Raw genomic sequence first — 16404 nt, 5'->3', positions numbered from 1 at the left:
TTATTTAAGTGTTTTAGGCTTGTAGTACTTTAATGCAAATAATAAAATAACAACATAGCAAAGAATAGGAAGCAGATATGCATGAGCAATATCTTTTTCAGCAATTCTTCCCATGATCGGTGGAAAAACAGCTCCTCCAAACATTGCCATAACCAGGAATGAGGAAGCCTGCTGAACTTTAGATCCTAATCTTTTAAGCCCAAGACTGAATATGGTAGGATACATCACACTGAGGAAAAGGTTGAGCAAAATAAGGCTTACAAATGATATCCATCCGAAACTTTGGGAAATAATCAGGCACAGAACGATATTACATGCGGTAAAAATAGCCAGCAGTTTGTTGGGAGCGATAAATCTCATCAGGAAAGTTCCGATAAATCTTCCGATCATCATCATGGCCATACTTAAAGAAAAGTAATAGGAAGCCTGTATTTCCGGAAGGTGCATTTTTTCGACACCGTAATTGATAAAATAAGCCCAGGTTCCGCCCTGTGCGGCAATATTAAAAAACTGGGCAATAACTGCAAATATAAAATGTCTCTGTTTGTAAAGTGGCGCATGTGGATCTGATACGGAAACATCTTCTCCTTTTTCATTGTCTGAAATGATGATATCTTCCGCATGAGGGTCTTTCAGATCAGGAACTCTGATAAAGCTGAAAATAATGGTAATCGCGAGAATGACAATCCCAATCCAGGTATAAAGATTTTTTACCGAATCCAGCGAGCCTGATCCTGAATCAGGAGTTCCGAAAATAAAATATCCGCCTAAAAGAGGACCGATAATAGCTCCCAGACCATTAAAAGACTGGGCAAAATTAACCCTCTGATCACTCGTCCTTTCATCCCCCAAAGCGGCTACAAAAGGATGGGCTACCGTTTCAAGGGTTGCCATTCCCATCGCAAGAACAAAAAGAGCCAGTCTGAAAAAGTTAAAAGAAGATGTATTGGCTGCCGGAATAAACAAAAAAGATCCCAGTGCAAACAATGAAAGTCCCAGGATGACCCCTAATTTATAACCGAACTTTTTCATAAACAGGCCTGCCGGAACGCCCATCAATGCATATGCCCCAAAAATGGAAAGCTGTACCAGCCCTGATTTGGACTTCGAAATGTGAAGAACGTTTTGGAAATGCTTATTCAGAACATCACCCATGGTAAGGGCAATAGCCCAGAAAAAGAATAAGGAGGTAACAAAGGACAGGATGATATAGTATTTCTTATCTGTAAATTTTGGAGTATTCATATCGTATGTTTTTAAGAGGTTTTACAGCTGTTTTTTTCTCTGAATGCCTTGAATTCTTCATAGGTATAATCCGGACATGCTCCTGATTTCGAAGTGATAAAGGCTCCCAGTGAAGTTGCCTGTTTTATGATCTCTTCCGGCGATTTTCCCTGAATTCTTTTAGACAGGAAGCCGGCCAGAAAAGAATCGCCACTACCTACCGTATCTGCAATTTCAATATGGACAGCAGGAAAATTATAGGCAGTATCCCCCACAAAATATCTTGCGCCTTTACTTCCTTTGGTAAGGACAATTTCATTCAGGTTGAAATAAGCCTGAAGATGTTTAATACTGGTATCTTCATCAATATAGTCTTCACCGAGATATTCAAGAATGGTTCTGAGCTCTGCCTTATTCATTTTAACAAGATCAGATTTGTGCAATAATTTTTTAATGAATTCAAAATCGATGAAAGGAGGGCGGAAATTAACATCAAAAACCCTGAACTTTGAATATTCCAAAAGTTGCAATAGTGTATTTTGGGAAGCTTCACTTCTTGTGATCAGACTTCCAAAAACAAATGCTTCTGAATTTTGAATCAGTTCTTTGTGTTCCGGCAGAGGTTGGATATAGTCCCAGGCAACCTCCTGTACAATATCATATACAGCTTCACCATGCTCATCAAAATCAGCAATTACAGTTCCTGTAGCCTTTTCCTGGTCTACCTGAATGAAATCTGTTGTTATTCCCCAATTCTGAATTTGGTTAAGAAGGCGGTGCCCTAATTCATCATTTCCTATACGGCTTAGCATTTTGGTGTCGATTCCCATTTTAAAAAGATTGTAGGCAACATTAAATGGCGCACCACCAGCTCTGGATCCGGAAGGGAAGATGTCCCACAGAACCTCTCCGAAACATACCACGTGATTTAATTTATTTTTTATCATAATAGGTTAAACGTTTAAGTTGTTATTTAAAAAAAATGATTGATATAGATTTGATTATTTTAAAGATGCTTTGGCAACCAGTTTGGCGGATAATGTTATTCTTTTTCCTGTTGCTGCATAATGGTTAATTTGCCCGTCCAGAAGCTTGATAGCCTCTTCAGCCATTTCTTCAATCGGCTGCTGGATGTAAGTAATCTCCGTAGGGAAGAGGTCATAGGCATCCGTTTCATCAAATGCCAATACTGAGACCTGTTCCGGGACTTTTATATTGTTTTTAACGAGATAGGAAAGCCCTGCTACCGCAAGTTTATTACTGGAAAAATATAACGCAGTATTTTCAGGAGTTTTCCCCAACGTATTTTCAAGCTTAGAATGTACTTCCTGCACTATATTTTCCAATCCTACAAGAAGGTATTGAATTTCAACTGTTTTGCTGGAAGAGCTTACCGCTTTCTCAAAGCCATGCTGGCGGTCCAGAAGGTGTGGAAGATCAGTTTCATAGCCAACGTAGATCATTTTGTCAAAGTTCTTATTAAGAAGCAGGCTGGCTGTACTTTCTGCAATCTCCTGGTTATCAATGGTAATTCCGGGAACAGAAACCCCTTTAAGATATCTGTCAATCGTTACAACAGGATATTTAATATGAATAAGGTTTTCAAGTGTCTTTTCTGATCCTGCTACGGGAGCAACGATCATTCCGTCTACCTGCTGCTGTGAAAAGAGTTCGGTAAGTTTTTTAAATTTTTCTGCATTTTCATCAGAACTGCCGATGATCAGGGTATAACCCAACTTTAAAGCTTTATCTTCAAGGTTTCTTGCCATATGGGAATAGAAGTCATTGGAGATATCCGCCACAATTAATCCAAGAAGCTTTGTTTTATTGGTTTTCAAACTTTTTGCAATCTTATTGGGAGTATAGTTAATCGTTTCAGCAATTTCGAAAATTTTTTCCCGGGTCTCCTCACTGATACGCTGCCCTTCCTTTCTGTTAAGAACATAAGATACGGTGGCTACGGAAACTCCTGCCAGTTTAGCAATATCTTTTATGGAAGACCTTTTCATTTTGTTTTTTTAATGCACAAAAATATTTCAGAAAATAGTAAAAAAACAATAGCAGTTTTTTTTGGTGGTTTCCGAAAAATATGTAATTTCGCACTTTTTTTAAAAATAATCAACATCTTCATTATCAGCGTCTTACTTTATTGTTGTCTTTTTTTTAATATGAATAAATTGTTAACTTATTGAATGCAGAGATTAAATTTAGGTTAAACGTTTATCCAATAAATTTAATTTTTAAATTTAAACAGCTGGAAACTAAGTTTTATATCCTAGTAGTTAATAAGAAATTTTGCGGGGCTAATGGCAGTTGTTACTTTAATAGATGAAAATGGATGGAATTAGGGTATGGTAATTATCAATATTACTTATTAACAAACGAAAAAGTCTCAACATTCTTTTGAAATCTCAAAAAACTATTGTTTTTAAATCTTAAAAATTTCAATAAAAACAAGTTTGGAAGTTTATAAACAATTAACAACACTCATCGTATTATGAAATTTTAGTGAATTTAATTGTTTTTTTATTAATACTTGTGTTGTTTTGTAATGTTAGAGTTGTTGTTAAAAACCAAATTTATTTGGTTTTATTATATTAAATTTGTTTATTTGCTATTAAATTCACTTTGAAGCATTTAATATATAGAAAATATAATAAAATAATATTAACCGTTTTATTAACCATTTTAAAATTTATTTGATGAAAACAAAATCATTACAAAAATTAGGAAGTTTTAAACTTCAAAATGAAAAATTATCAACAGTTTTAGGAGGACAAGGAGGTCCTGCTTTGCCTTCTTATGACTTGGGTTTTCAGGCAACTGGTGCGGGAGAAATGTGTTATAATGGACAGTGTCTGTCTTATTCAAGTGATGCTTTTTATCCTGATGGAAGCTATAAGTATGTCAATGTTAATGATGTCCCTGACAAATCGTGTTAAAAACATTTCTAAGAGGCTGTCCAAAATGGTCAGCCTTTTTAGTTTTAGCAATTTAATATGTACTGAGAGTCTCGATTAGTAGATTCCAACAACATTATAAAGGCTTTTTCAAATTCTTTTTTTAATTATGAAACAATCAATATCGTACATCTTTCTATTCATATCTATTTTATGTAATTCTCAAGCTTTAGAGTTAAAAGATAAAAACCTTGTTAGATATTATGAGTTAATAAATGAAGCAGAAAATAAAATTGTTAATAATGAATTGCTTAAAGCAAATAGTTTATACAAGGAGGCATTTCGTGAATTTAAATATCCACATGCTAAAGATTTGCATAATAGTATGAGAGCTGCTTTAAAGACAAATGATTTAGAAGCTGCCTATGCACATTACCAAACTTTAAAATGTCTAGGAAAGAAATTTGATGATGATTTTTTAATAAATAATTTTAAAAACATTGAAAACTATAAAACAATACTTTGTCAAGATAAGATAGACTTGAATTATAAGAAAAGTTTAGATTCTTTAGTTAATATAGACCAGCATTATAGGAAGTTATCAAGAGGAAATTATCAAGCATACAAGGATGATCTTACTAAAATTGATAGTATAGCTTCTGTTAACCTATTGAAACTTATCCGAAAAAAAGGGTTCCCTAATGAATATAATATAGGATTAGAAATGAAAAGTTGGGTATATTTTCATGACTTCTACCTTATCATTTGGCATCAGCTAGCGAGCAATTTATATAGCCCTCAAAGAGTAAATTTTTCCGATGAAATAATGAAGGCTTTAAATAAAGGTAAAATCAGACCTGATATTGCAGGCTTTCTACTTGACTTAAATAATAACACTAAAAATTATTCTTACTTTAAAATTTCTCAATTTGTTGCAAACGATGGGAAAATTGATTGCTGTTATGTTAGTAAAGATTTTTTACCAGAAAATAGGACAGAAGTATCTCTAAAGAAAATAAGAGAGGTTAATGAGAAAAGGAAGCAAATAGGCTTGTCATCAACGGAAGATGAAGTTCGTAAAAGTATTTTCTATTTGAATAATAAAGATTATGTTTTCTCAAACAATGTTATTGAAGGATGGAATTTTAACAATAGTAATGATATTGAAGTGTTTAAAAAGAACTTAATTAAGTTGGATGATACTACTCATTAGTTTAGATAATGATACTATGACCGATGAAATTTGTACTTGGTTATCGTATCAAAATAAAGAGTTTGTTCGTTTAAGTGAGAACCAGCATATTAATAAAGTTTTTTTTGATTTTGATAGTAATGTTTTCAGAATTTCTATTGGAGAAATTGAGTATAAATTAGAAGACTTCAAATCAGTATTTTATCGAAATGGGGGAATTTATTATGATACAATAACAGGTGAAATAGATAATAATTTAGTTGATTTTTATAATTCTGAACTCAAATCTATATCGGAGTTTATTTACAATTATTTTAAAGTAAGTAGGGTTCGTGTCTTTGGAAACCTCTTTACCAAGGAAGTTAATAAGTTAGAAGTTTTATTTTTGGCAAAATCTCTTGGTTTAAAAATCCCCGATACTTATATTTTATCAAGATTAAATGACTTGGTACTGATTGATAGGTCTCACGTTTATATTACAAAGGCAGTTTCTGAAATGAAACCTATTATCGTTGAAAATGACTTGTATCTGAATTATACACATGAAGTAGACCTAAATAATATTCATGATAAAAAAGAAAATATTATACCTTCATTGATCCAAAGAAAGATTGATTGTGTTTATGAAATAAGGGTATTTTTTTTTGAAAAGCAGATTTGGGCAATTGCTACATTTGATTTTTCAAATAATGTCGATATTAGAAACATAAGAGAGAAGGACAAAAGATATCTTCCTCTTGAGCTTCCATCAGAATTGAAAAGGAAAATTTTAAAATTAGCAAAGAAACTGAACTTAAAATGTGGAACGGTGGATTTGCTGAAGTCTCATGATGACTATTATTTTTTGGAAGTTAATCCATTAGGACAATTTCACCAAGTCAGTTACTATGGAAACTATCAAATAGAAAAGCATATTGCAGATTTATTATGAAGGGAAAAAAAGAATTACAACTAAAAGGAATCGAATTTTCTCTACAAAAATGGAAGAGAAGTAACAGTGTATCTAAGGTTAAATATTCTGAAAATAAAGATAAAAAAAGTGGAAAAACAAAGATTTTCCGTTCACAAAAACATTATTCCCTTTTGTATTAGTATGTTTTTAAAGTTATTTGACTCGGTTAAAATTGTCAGAGGAGCTAAAAATGCTATTATTTTTGATGCAAGTACCGGGTTTTTGCAATTCATCCCTATTGCATTTTTTGATTTACTATCAAATGAACATCAAAACTACTTTATATTAAAAAAACAATTGGATAACGACAGCTTGGAAGTTTTAGAGGAGTATATTAATTTTATTATAGACAATAAGTTAGGAGTTATTCTGAATACTAAGAAAGAATTATCAACTTTTCAGAATACATCAGAATTTAAAGAAACTCCTACTTTTGTTGATTATTTAATTTTGGATATCAACAGTTCAGATGTCCTAGATGATGTGCTGTTACAACAAATTTGTGATTTGAGAATTAAATATCTACAAATCAGATTTTCAGAACTGGAATTAAACGATATAATAAAAGTAATTAGAAAATTAAGCTTGCTTAATGATTCAAGTATTAATGAACTTTCACTTGTTGCAAATTATGACTTACAATTGGTTACATTTATCAAAGAGAATCAGTATAGCATTTCTAATAAATTCCTCCATTTTATATTGCATTCATCCAATGAACAGGGTTCTCAAACTTTAGAACATGTTCAACTAAGTATCATTAAAAATAGAATTAATATCCCTCTAAGTTGTGGATTGGTTGATTTAAAAAATATTAATTTTAATCGTAACTTTTATCTTGAAGCCAAACAGTACAACAGCTGTCTTAACAAAAAAATATCAATTGATGTAAATGGGAACATTAAAAATTGCCCCTCCATGCCTCAAAGTTTTGGAAACATTAAGGATACAACATTAGAAAATTCTTTAAATCATCCTGAATTTAAAAAATATTGGAACTTAACCAAAGATAACATTGAAGTCTGCAAAGATTGTGAATTTCGGTACATTTGCACTGATTGCAGAGCTTACACCGAACAAACAAGTTTTAACAAAGAAGGACTTGATACTTCCAAACCCTTAAAATGTGGCTACAATCCTTATACTGGTGAATGGGAAGAATGGAGTACAAACCCTCTGAAACAAAAAGCAATTGAGTCTTACGGAATGCAGGTTTTTCTCAAAAAATAAAAATTACCATTATTGTTCTGCAAATTAAACATTCAACAATATTAAATGCTATTGCTGATAAATAAAAACCCTGCAACTCATATGAATTACAGGGCTTATTTTTGAGAATACAGTCTTTTAACTTAAAATATCACATGGCGCAACACAGATCACCCATGGACATCTTTTGATTCCCGGAGGTGGGCAGCATGCTTCAGAGCAGCTTGTCGCTCCGCCATTAATATTCCTCAACTGGTCTCTTGAAATTTTTTTTAAATTTTTCATAGTCAAGTAATTGCATTAAACCTAAAACTAAGGCTGGTTTCCACCACCACATCCGTCGTAAGGCATGCACTGCCACTTACCATCGATTAAGCATAGCTGACCGCCTCTGCAGTCAATTCCTCCCTTAATTGTTTTCAATTCTTTTCTTTCGATTTTCTTTAAATTTTTCATAATAAATTGTACGTTTAGTTCAATTCGAAATTAATAAAATTTTATCAACTATGGTAGAATTATTGTAAAGTTTTTATTTTTTAGTTGCTTAATCGTAGAATGATTGAAGTTTATTTTATGTAATGAAGTAAAATGTTTTTTGGGGATAAGTTTAAACCAATCCTTAAACTATTCCTCCCATTTCCATAAAATCTTGTCCTGTGACAAGTCCGTTTTCCGATCGGGTTGGTACCTTTGACTTAAAATTAATCCACCAAATCTGATAATATTATGAAAAGTTTATTCAAATTCTCTGCAGTATTGCTCTTTATTATTATCCTTGCCACCTCTCCGGTATATGGACAAAAAATAAAACCTTCTGAAAGCGGTTATGCGCCTGCCAACGGAATCAAAGTGTACTATGAAGTTTATGGTAAAGGAAAGCCTGTTGTGCTGTTACATGGCGCTTTCATGACGATTGATTTGAACTGGGGTGAATTGATCCCGGAATTGTCCAAAAACAGAAAAGTAATAGCCATCGAATTACAGGGACACGGACACACGCCTTTTTCAGAAAGGAAATTATCACATGCTATTTTAGCCAGTGATGTTACAAAGGTAATGGACTATCTGAAAATTGACAAAGCAGATGTGGCAGGCTACAGCTTTGGAGGTGAAGTGGCCTATAAGCTGGCTATTCAAAGTCCGGAAAGACTGAACAAACTGGTTATCATTTCATCAACCTATAAAACTAACGGGTGGCTGCCCGAAGTAAATAAAGCTCTTGAAGGAATGAAACCTGAACTCTTTACAAACAGCCCTATGCATACTGCCTATAATGCTGTAGCACCTGATAAAACAAAATGGAAACCATTTCTGGAGCAGATGATGGCTTCTGCCGGGCAGCCTTTTGACCTGGGTGATGATAATATCTCTAAAATTCCTGTGCCTGTCTTAATCATAGCTGGTGATAATGACGGATTGGATAAAACAGAACTTTCAAAAACCTATAAATTATTGGGAGGTGATGTTTTTGCAGATATGGGCGAATTACCAAAATCCCAGCTGGCTATCGCTCCGGGACAAACTCATGTGAGCCTGATGATGCAGACGGCAATGATTCTGAATTATCTTAATGGTTTTTTGAAATAATAGAATGCCATCAAAGAATTGAAATCTGTTTATAAAGTTCAAAATCTATACTATGAATACAAAATTTGAGGCAGGAATTAATATCGCTATCAAAATTCCCAAAAATAAATATGAAAAAACAGTTGCCTTCTACAGAGAAATTCTAAAATTAGAAGTGGAGGAAAGGTCCATTAATAATCCTACTGTTTCCAGGACTCACGAAGTAAAATTCGGGAATAATATTATTTGGCTGGATTGTGTTGATAACTATACCCATTCTGAAACATGGCTGCAGCTTACCGTTCCCGATGTAGAAGCTGCTACACAATATCTGCTGTCAAACGGTGTGGAAACCTGTGACGAAATAGAAGAGCTTCCTGAAAATATGCACTGGATTACCGATCCTGCCGGTATCGTGTTCAATTTACAGGAAAGAAAATAGCCAAAAACAGAAATACAATGTAAAAAATTGCTTAAAAGGGGGCTTTAACCAAAATTTTAATACCTTTAGCCATCAAATCATTACAATTTAAAATATTTTTATGCAGACGAGACCATTTCATTTCATTGTCACCATCTTTTTTCTGGTATTAAGTGCAACTGCATTTTCACAGAAAACAGCCGCGTTAGGTTCTTTACTGGACAAAAACTCAGAATTCATATTCCCACAGACTCCGGATAAAATTTCAAAAGCATTGAACGTAAAAACTGGTTTTTATGAAGATGCCAACGAAGAAAAATATGCAAAATGGCCCATGAAAACAGGATTGGAGCTTTATTGCAGCCTGGGAAAAGACAATAGTATCAATGAGATGTTTTTTGTGACTTCAGACAATAAACCTGTCATCGTGGAAGGACTTCCTTTTGGTCTTGTTCTGAATAAAAGTACATTACAGGACAGTAAAACGAAGTTCGGTAAGTACAATGCCAAAATACAAAAATCGGGAGCAGACAGTGAATTTCCTGGAGGTTCAAAACTGGTTTTTAAAAAAGGGAAACATTATACAACATTGCTTTTCGACAGTAAGAACCTGTTAAAATCAATAGGTTTAACAACAGAACTAATGGATCCCGCAGCCAATTGAGTACTGAAAAAATTATATAATTATAGTATCCGTCATTATTGACGGATTTTTTTATCCTCAGACGGCGTTAACTTTAAAAGAAAATCTATATCGTCAGTCCATGGTTATTTTTTACCTCAGCCATCACAAACGTACTGTGCGTGCTGCCGATAGAATCTACGGATCCCAGCTTGTTAAATACAAAATCCTGATAATGCTTCATATCCCGAACCTGAACTTTCAGAAGGAAATCAAAATCTCCGGAAATATTATAGCATTCGGCAACTTCTTCAATTTCTAAAATTTCTTTTACAAAATCATACCCCACGGACCGGTCGTGAATTTTAAGTTTGATCTGGCAGAACACCGTAAATCCGCGGTTCAGTTTTTCAGCATCAAGAACTGCTGCATATCTTTTAACAAAACCTTCCTGTTCAAGCCTTTTTACCCTTTCAAAAACCGGTGAAGTAGAAAGGTTCACTTCTTTAGCAAGTTCTTTAACGGTGAGTTTGGCGTTGTTCTGAAGCAGCCTGAGCAGCTGTACATCCTTATCATCGAGTTGTTCCACAGAATATTATTCTTTTAAATGATTAAAACAGTCAAATATAAAGAATTATATGCTTTTATTTTTACTTTATGAAGTTTAATTTGCTTAATTATTTGTTTTCAATTGTGGTTTTATTCTGTATTACTAATTTTACACAAAATTAAAAACTTTTACTGACAACCTTTGTTAAAGGTAAAAGTACAGTTCTTTACAGATACTTCATCAAACAGGAAAGGTTTTACTTAACGTAGATTAATAGGGAATCGTGTGCAAATCACGAGCTGTCGCGCAACTGTAAGTAACCCACCAAAAGTTTCTGTCCTTGCAGATCCACTGCCAAAAGCGGGAAGGATGACAGAAACTGTTACAAGTCAGGAGACCTGCCTTTACTGAATTGACAATGCTTTCGCGGGCTGAAGCTTTGGGTCATACAGATGGTATATCAAATTTTGTATTTTCTTCTGAAGGGAAATACACTGTCTGCTATGTCACTATTTTCCTGAAACTTTTTCCGCAAAACATAACGAAGCATTTTAAAGGACTTCCCAATAAGTTTAATTAAAAAGTTTAAAAAAATGCAAACTCACATTCTTGGCTATCCGCGTATTGGTAGCAAAAGAGAACTCAAAAAAGCCTGCGAGCAGTACTGGTCAGGTAAAATCCTTTTGGAAGAACTTCTGAACACCGGAAGAACTCTCTGCAGTCAAAACTGGAATATCCAGAAAGAAGCAGGAATAGATCTTATCCCATGTAATGATTTTTCATATTATGATCAGGTATTGGATATGAGTCTTGTCGTAGGTGCCATTCCAACACGGTACCATGAAGTGGTGCTTAAAAAAAACAATACTGAATTGGACCTTTATTTTGCCATGGCAAGAGGCTATCAGAAAGACGGATTGGATATCACTGCCATGGAAATGACCAAGTGGTTCGATACCAACTATCACTACATCGTTCCGGAATTTTATAAAAATCAACAGTTTAAGCTCAGTTCAGATAAGATTTTCAATGAATTTGCAGGAGCAAAACAAGCTGGAATCAATGCGAAACCGGTGATTATCGGGCTGGTTTCTTATCTGTTATTAGGAAAAGAAAAAGAAGAAGGATTTGATAAACTGGATCTGGCCGGAAGTCTTCTTCCTGTTTATATAGAGATTTTAGCCAAACTTCAGGAACAGGGTGCAGAATGGATTCAGTTTGATGAACCTTTCCTGGCATTGGATTTAACAGAGAAAGCCAAAGAAACTTACCGTTATGTGTATGCCGAAATCAGAAAACGTTTCCCGAAACTGAAATTTATTGTGGCTTCCTATTTTGACGGGTTAAAAGACAATACTTCACTTGCCGTTTCACTTCCTGTCAATACATTGCATGTTGATCTGGTTAGAAATCCTGAACAGCTGGATGGTATTCTGAATAGCATTCCTGAAGGTGTAAGCCTTTCGTTAGGACTGGTTGACGGTAGAAATATCTGGAAAAATGATTACGAAAAGTCGCTGTCTTTTATTAGTAAAGCTGTTGAAAAATTAGGATCTGAAAGGATTTTCATTGCACCATCATGTTCATTGCTTCATTCACCTTGTGACCTGGATTTTGAAACCAGTCTTAACCCGGAAATTAAAAACTGGCTGGCTTTTGCCAAACAAAAAGTGGCAGAAGTTGTAACGCTTAAAGAACTGGCTTCCGGAACGGAAAATGAACAGATTTTTGAAGCATTTGAAGAAAATAAAAAAGCAATTGAGAGTAGAAGAACTTCTTCTCTTATCCATAATGATCAGGTAAAACAAAGAGCCAGTGCTGTTACTGAAAAAGATGCTCAGAGAATAAACACCTTCAAAATCCGTAAAAAAGAGCAACAGGAAGTATTGCAGCTTCCTTTGTTCCCAACCACTACGATCGGATCATTCCCGCAAACCGCAGAAGTGAGAAGCTGGAGAGCAAAATTTAAAAAAGGAGAACTGACAGCAGAACAATATGATACCTTACTGAAAGAGGAAACGCAAAGAACAATCCGCTGGCAGGAAGACATCGGAATTGATGTATTGGTTCACGGAGAATTTGAGCGAAATGACATGGTGGAATATTTCGGAGAACAGCTGGAAGGATTTGTATTCACTAAAAACGGTTGGGTACAAAGCTACGGAAGCCGTTGTGTGAAACCTCCTGTGATCTTCGGTGATGTTTCCCGTCCAACACCGATGACGGTGTACTGGTCTCAATATGCCCAATCTCAGACTGAAAAATGGGTAAAAGGAATGTTAACAGGTCCGGTTACCATTTTACAGTGGTCTTTTGTACGTGATGATCAGCCTCGTTCAGAAACGTGTAAGCAGATTGCCTTAGCTATTCGTGACGAGGTTGTGGACCTGGAAAAAGCAGGAATCAGAATTATTCAGATTGATGAGCCTGCCATCAGAGAAGGTCTTCCATTAAGAAAAGCAGATTGGCAGAACTATTTGAAATGGGCCGTAGAAGCTTTCAGAATTTCAGCAAGCGGAGTAGAAGATGCTACCCAGATCCATACACATATGTGCTATTCCGAATTCAATGATATTATTGAAAATATTGCCGATATGGATGCCGATGTGATTACGATAGAATGTTCCCGTTCTCAGATGGAGCTGCTGAATGCTTTTGCAGATTTCAAATATCCAAATGAAATTGGTCCGGGAGTATATGATATCCATTCTCCAAGAGTACCATCGAAAGAAGAAATGACTGAACTGCTGAGAAAGGCTCAGAATGTCATTCCTGCTAATCAGCTTTGGGTAAATCCTGATTGCGGACTGAAGACAAGACACTGGGAAGAAACCGAAAAAGCTTTAATTGCAATGGTGGCTGCTGCCAAAGAAGCTTCAGTAGAATATGCACTTTAGAAAACTTTTACAATAATTAGATTCAATAATTCAGATCGTGTTATGATTTTCATGGCACGATCTGTTATTTTTAAACTATTAAAATTTTTGAAGAATAAAGTAGTTGAAAATCGTTCTGATAGGATCTTAATGGTTCAAAATCTAAGTTATTTTGCCTGTAAAGCACTTGGCGGATAGCCGAATTGTTTTTTAAAGGCAAATGAGAAATGGGATAAATTTTCAAATCCAAGATCTAAATAAATATCAGAAACGGACTTTCCTTTTTGGCTTAGCAGAAAATGGGCTTCCTTTAATCTTCGAAGCTGAAGCCATTGTCTTGGCGGAATTCCGAATATCTTTTGAAAATCCCTTTTAAATGCAGACAGACTTCTCCCCGTTAAATAAGCAAAACGTTCTACATTGACATTGAAGTGAAAGTTTTTATTCATAAAAGCTTCAATATCTATTTTATAAGGCTCGGAAAAATCAAACAAAATATCCTTAAGACCGGGATCGTAATTCAACAGTAAGAGGAGAGCTTCTTTTTGTTTAAGTCTCAGTATTTCTTCAGAAGCAGGAAGATCTTCATACGCTAATAATGAGTACATAAAAGAATGTAATGCCTTTTGCTCCGGTTTTATATAGGCCTGGACATTGTCCTTTTTTTCTGCCTGATATCCATATTCTCGGCTGAAATCATGAAGCATGGCATCGTCAAAATAGATGGATATGGTTCTGATTTCCCCGTTTTTGGGTGGATATTTTGCAAATTTTAATAAATGGTTTTTTCTGGCAGAATAGAGTTCTCCTTCTTTAAATATCGTTTTTGTGATGCCGTCATTAAGTTCCATTTCCCCGGAAAGTACCAGGCCGAGGCTGTGAATTCGTGCAAATTGTTCTCCTTCCCTGAATTCTGAAAAATGACAGGAATAATTGATGGGAAAAGGAATATTATTTTCGCTCATAGCTCAGAAAGTTGTTTCTTGATCAATTCTTATTCAAACTTACAAAACTTTTCAGGATCATAGAATCTCCACAGCAAAGTAATCCTGAGAATATTTTGCTGTGAAGAAGATCCTACTAGGCCAGAATCGTTTTGGGTTCCAGGTAAGCTTCCAGTCCGAATACACCATATTCACGCCCGATACCGCTTTGTTTGAAACCTCCGAAAGGTGCATAAGGATCGTGGGCAAACCCATTAATGCAGATTCTTCCGGCATCAATCTGTGCAGCTACACGTTCCGCATGTTCATGATTATCAGAACTGATATAAGCAGCAAGACCATAAGTGGTGTCATTGGCAATGGCAATTGCTTCTTCCTCATCAGCATAAGGAATAATAGACAATACAGGTCCGAAAATTTCCTCTTGCGCAATACGCATATCATTACGGACATTGGTAAAGATGGTCGCTTTTACAAAATTACCGCTTTCAAGACCTTCCGGTTTTCCTTCACCACCTGCAAGCAGAACGGCTCCTTCTTCCTGTCCCAGACGGATATAACTTTGTACTCTTTCAAATTGTTTTGTACTCACCATAGGCCCTACAAGAGTATCTTCTTCAGCAGGATTTCCTACTTTTACCTGACCGGCTGCTTTTTTAGCAAGTTCATTTACCTCCTCCAGTCTGTTTTGCGGAACCAATAATCGGGTAGGGGCGATGCAGGCCTGACCATTATTCATATAAGCCCCGAAAACAGCCATAGGAATTGCTTTTTCAAAATCGGCATCTTCAAGAATAATATTAGGAGACTTTCCTCCAAGTTCCAGGGTTACCCTTTTCATGGTGTCTACAGCTCCTTTGGCAATTGCTTTTCCTGTAAGTGTAGATCCGGTGAAAGAGATTTTTGCGATATCTGGATGATGTGTAATTTCATTTCCAACTACATTTCCTAATCCGTTAACAATATTGAAAATTCCTTCCGGAAGGCCGGCTTCGTGGAAACATTCAGTAAGCAGTTGGGTTTGTACTGCACTCATTTCACTGGGTTTGATGACGGCTGTACATCCGGCAGCAATGGCTGTAGCAAGTTTATTACAGATAAAGCTGTTGCTGGCATTCCATGGGGTGATGATTCCAACTACACCTAAAGATTCAAAACGTACTTTGGAATGTCCCACCGTTCTTTCGAAATCATAAGATTCTAAAGTATTGATCGTAGCTGTAAAGGCAGAGATTGCATTTTGGACACTCATTTTGCTGAACTGTAAAGTTCCTCCATATTCATTCACCATAACAGCAACCAACTCATCTTCTCTTTTGCTTACAGCTTCATGCAGTTTTCTGAGAAAATGGATTCTTTCTTCTTTTGTTGTTTTTGAAAAAGTTGTAAAAGCTTTCTTTGCTGCTGCAATGGCCATTCTGGTATCTTCTTCATTTCCCAAAACCACTTCTCCGGTTTTTTGGTTGGTAACGGGATTGATAAGATCAAAAGTTTCTGTTCCTCTTGGCGTAACAAATTCGCCGTTGATGTAAATTTTATTAATCTGATTCATTTTTGATGATTTTAATACCACTAAGTTCGGCAGAAAGGAAAAAGAGAGGTTTGTTGTAAAGTTCAATTTTTCTTTGTTGTATGGTCCATTCTAAAGCTTGTTCATTTTATTTTTGAATTTATCCGTAAAAAGTTCCGTTCTCCAATAAAATTGACTACTTTTATCATAACCAAGTAAATAAAAACGTTTTGAGAACAACTCTTAAACTTATTTTCGCTTAGTATCAGTCTCAGTAACCACAGGCTGATCGTTCTTTCGTTTGGGTAATTCTGCCCGAACAGGTTTTTATTTCATCATATTATTTATCGTATTCACTGTTAAAGGTGACTTTATCTCTGCTATTCCGGCTTTGACCAATGCTATTGATCAAAACTTTACTACATAGAGAAACTATAG

General features: G+C 35.2%; 16 protein-coding genes and 1 riboswitch. Of the genes, 8 read left to right on the top strand and 8 right to left on the bottom strand.

The features are described from left to right. From LIV57_RS03740 to LIV57_RS03730, 3 genes are read right to left on the bottom strand one after another with little or no spacing between them, the layout of a single operon-like run. Nucleotides 1–1245 carry a sugar MFS transporter gene (locus LIV57_RS03740; protein WP_227941470.1) on the bottom strand — a complete coding sequence of 415 codons (1245 nt, stop codon included), beginning with the start codon at nucleotides 1243–1245 and terminating at the stop codon, nucleotides 1–3. Nucleotides 1246–1256: 11 nt separating this feature from the next. Next, on the bottom strand, nucleotides 1257–2171 hold the full coding sequence (locus LIV57_RS03735; RefSeq protein WP_227941469.1) for a carbohydrate kinase family protein: 915 nt from the start codon (nucleotides 2169–2171) through the stop codon (nucleotides 1257–1259). Nucleotides 2172–2225: 54 nt separating this feature from the next. Next, a complete protein-coding gene (locus LIV57_RS03730; RefSeq protein WP_227941468.1) occupies nucleotides 2226–3233 on the bottom strand; it encodes a LacI family DNA-binding transcriptional regulator in 1008 nt (335 codons plus the stop codon). 693 nt (nucleotides 3234–3926) lie between these two features. On the opposite strand from LIV57_RS03730, the gene LIV57_RS03725 reads away from it, so the two are divergent. The 4 genes from LIV57_RS03725 (at nucleotide 3927) to gwsS (ending at nucleotide 7498) form a co-directional block, all read left to right on the top strand. Continuing rightward, a complete protein-coding gene (locus tag LIV57_RS03725) occupies nucleotides 3927–4166 on the top strand; it encodes a hypothetical protein (RefSeq protein WP_227941467.1) in 240 nt (79 codons plus the stop codon). Nucleotides 4167–4293: 127 nt separating this feature from the next. After that, complete coding sequence (locus LIV57_RS03720; protein WP_227941466.1) at nucleotides 4294–5337, top strand: hypothetical protein; 1044 nt, start codon at nucleotides 4294–4296, stop codon at nucleotides 5335–5337. Beyond that, nucleotides 5321–6247, top strand: a complete 927-nt coding sequence (locus LIV57_RS03715) for a hypothetical protein (RefSeq protein WP_227941465.1) — start codon at nucleotides 5321–5323, stop codon at nucleotides 6245–6247. Before LIV57_RS03720 ends, LIV57_RS03715 begins: the two co-directional genes overlap by 17 nt. A gap of 108 nt (nucleotides 6248–6355) precedes the next feature. Continuing rightward, the gene (gene gwsS, locus LIV57_RS03710) at nucleotides 6356–7498 is read left to right on the top strand and encodes a grasp-with-spasm system SPASM domain peptide maturase (protein ID WP_227941464.1); all 1143 of its coding nucleotides are present in this window, start codon (nucleotides 6356–6358) and stop codon (nucleotides 7496–7498) included. 117 nt (nucleotides 7499–7615) lie between these two features. On the opposite strand, the gene LIV57_RS03705 is transcribed toward gwsS, so the two are convergent. Beyond that, nucleotides 7616–7762 (bottom strand): bacteriocin-like protein, encoded by a 147-nt coding sequence (locus LIV57_RS03705; protein WP_227941463.1) that lies wholly within the window; start codon nucleotides 7760–7762, stop codon nucleotides 7616–7618. A gap of 27 nt (nucleotides 7763–7789) precedes the next feature. Then, on the bottom strand, nucleotides 7790–7933 hold the full coding sequence (locus tag LIV57_RS22960) for a bacteriocin-like protein (protein ID WP_330746119.1): 144 nt from the start codon (nucleotides 7931–7933) through the stop codon (nucleotides 7790–7792). 270 nt (nucleotides 7934–8203) lie between these two features. Between LIV57_RS22960 and LIV57_RS03700 the strand changes: the two genes are divergently transcribed. From LIV57_RS03700 to LIV57_RS03690, 3 genes are all read left to right on the top strand, one after another. Further along, a complete protein-coding gene (locus tag LIV57_RS03700) occupies nucleotides 8204–9064 on the top strand; it encodes an alpha/beta fold hydrolase (protein WP_227941462.1) in 861 nt (286 codons plus the stop codon). A 52-nt stretch (nucleotides 9065–9116) separates the two neighbouring features. Next, nucleotides 9117–9485 carry a VOC family protein gene (locus tag LIV57_RS03695; RefSeq protein WP_227941461.1) on the top strand — a complete coding sequence of 123 codons (369 nt, stop codon included), beginning with the start codon at nucleotides 9117–9119 and terminating at the stop codon, nucleotides 9483–9485. A 100-nt stretch (nucleotides 9486–9585) separates the two neighbouring features. Then, the gene (locus LIV57_RS03690; protein ID WP_227941460.1) at nucleotides 9586–10128 is read left to right on the top strand and encodes a hypothetical protein; all 543 of its coding nucleotides are present in this window, start codon (nucleotides 9586–9588) and stop codon (nucleotides 10126–10128) included. Between the two features lie 85 nt (nucleotides 10129–10213). Here the strand turns inward: LIV57_RS03690 and LIV57_RS03685 are convergent, their stop codons facing one another. Beyond that, nucleotides 10214–10675: an Lrp/AsnC family transcriptional regulator gene (locus LIV57_RS03685; RefSeq protein WP_227941459.1), complete on the bottom strand. Its 462-nt coding sequence runs from the start codon at nucleotides 10673–10675 to the stop codon at nucleotides 10214–10216. 195 nt (nucleotides 10676–10870) lie between these two features. Continuing rightward, a riboswitch (cobalamin riboswitch) is annotated at nucleotides 10871–11057 on the top strand. 172 nt (nucleotides 11058–11229) lie between these two features. On the opposite strand from LIV57_RS03685, the gene metE reads away from it, so the two are divergent. Further along, nucleotides 11230–13533, top strand: a complete 2304-nt coding sequence (metE, locus tag LIV57_RS03680) for a 5-methyltetrahydropteroyltriglutamate--homocysteine S-methyltransferase (RefSeq protein WP_227941458.1) — start codon at nucleotides 11230–11232, stop codon at nucleotides 13531–13533. A 146-nt stretch (nucleotides 13534–13679) separates the two neighbouring features. On the opposite strand, the gene LIV57_RS03675 is transcribed toward metE, so the two are convergent. Together LIV57_RS03675 and LIV57_RS03670 are read right to left on the bottom strand one after the other, a co-directional pair. Beyond that, nucleotides 13680–14477 (bottom strand): helix-turn-helix domain-containing protein, encoded by a 798-nt coding sequence (locus LIV57_RS03675; protein ID WP_227941457.1) that lies wholly within the window; start codon nucleotides 14475–14477, stop codon nucleotides 13680–13682. A gap of 115 nt (nucleotides 14478–14592) precedes the next feature. Further along, nucleotides 14593–16008 carry an aldehyde dehydrogenase family protein gene (locus LIV57_RS03670; protein ID WP_227941456.1) on the bottom strand — a complete coding sequence of 472 codons (1416 nt, stop codon included), beginning with the start codon at nucleotides 16006–16008 and terminating at the stop codon, nucleotides 14593–14595. Between the last annotated feature and the right edge of the window lie 396 nt (nucleotides 16009–16404).

This window comes from Chryseobacterium sp. X308, from assembly GCF_020733145.1.
Taxonomy (GTDB): domain Bacteria; phylum Bacteroidota; class Bacteroidia; order Flavobacteriales; family Weeksellaceae; genus Chryseobacterium; species Chryseobacterium cupriresistens.
The sequence above is the reverse complement of the archived record's forward strand: the minus strand, read 5'-3'. Positions and strand labels throughout refer to the sequence as shown.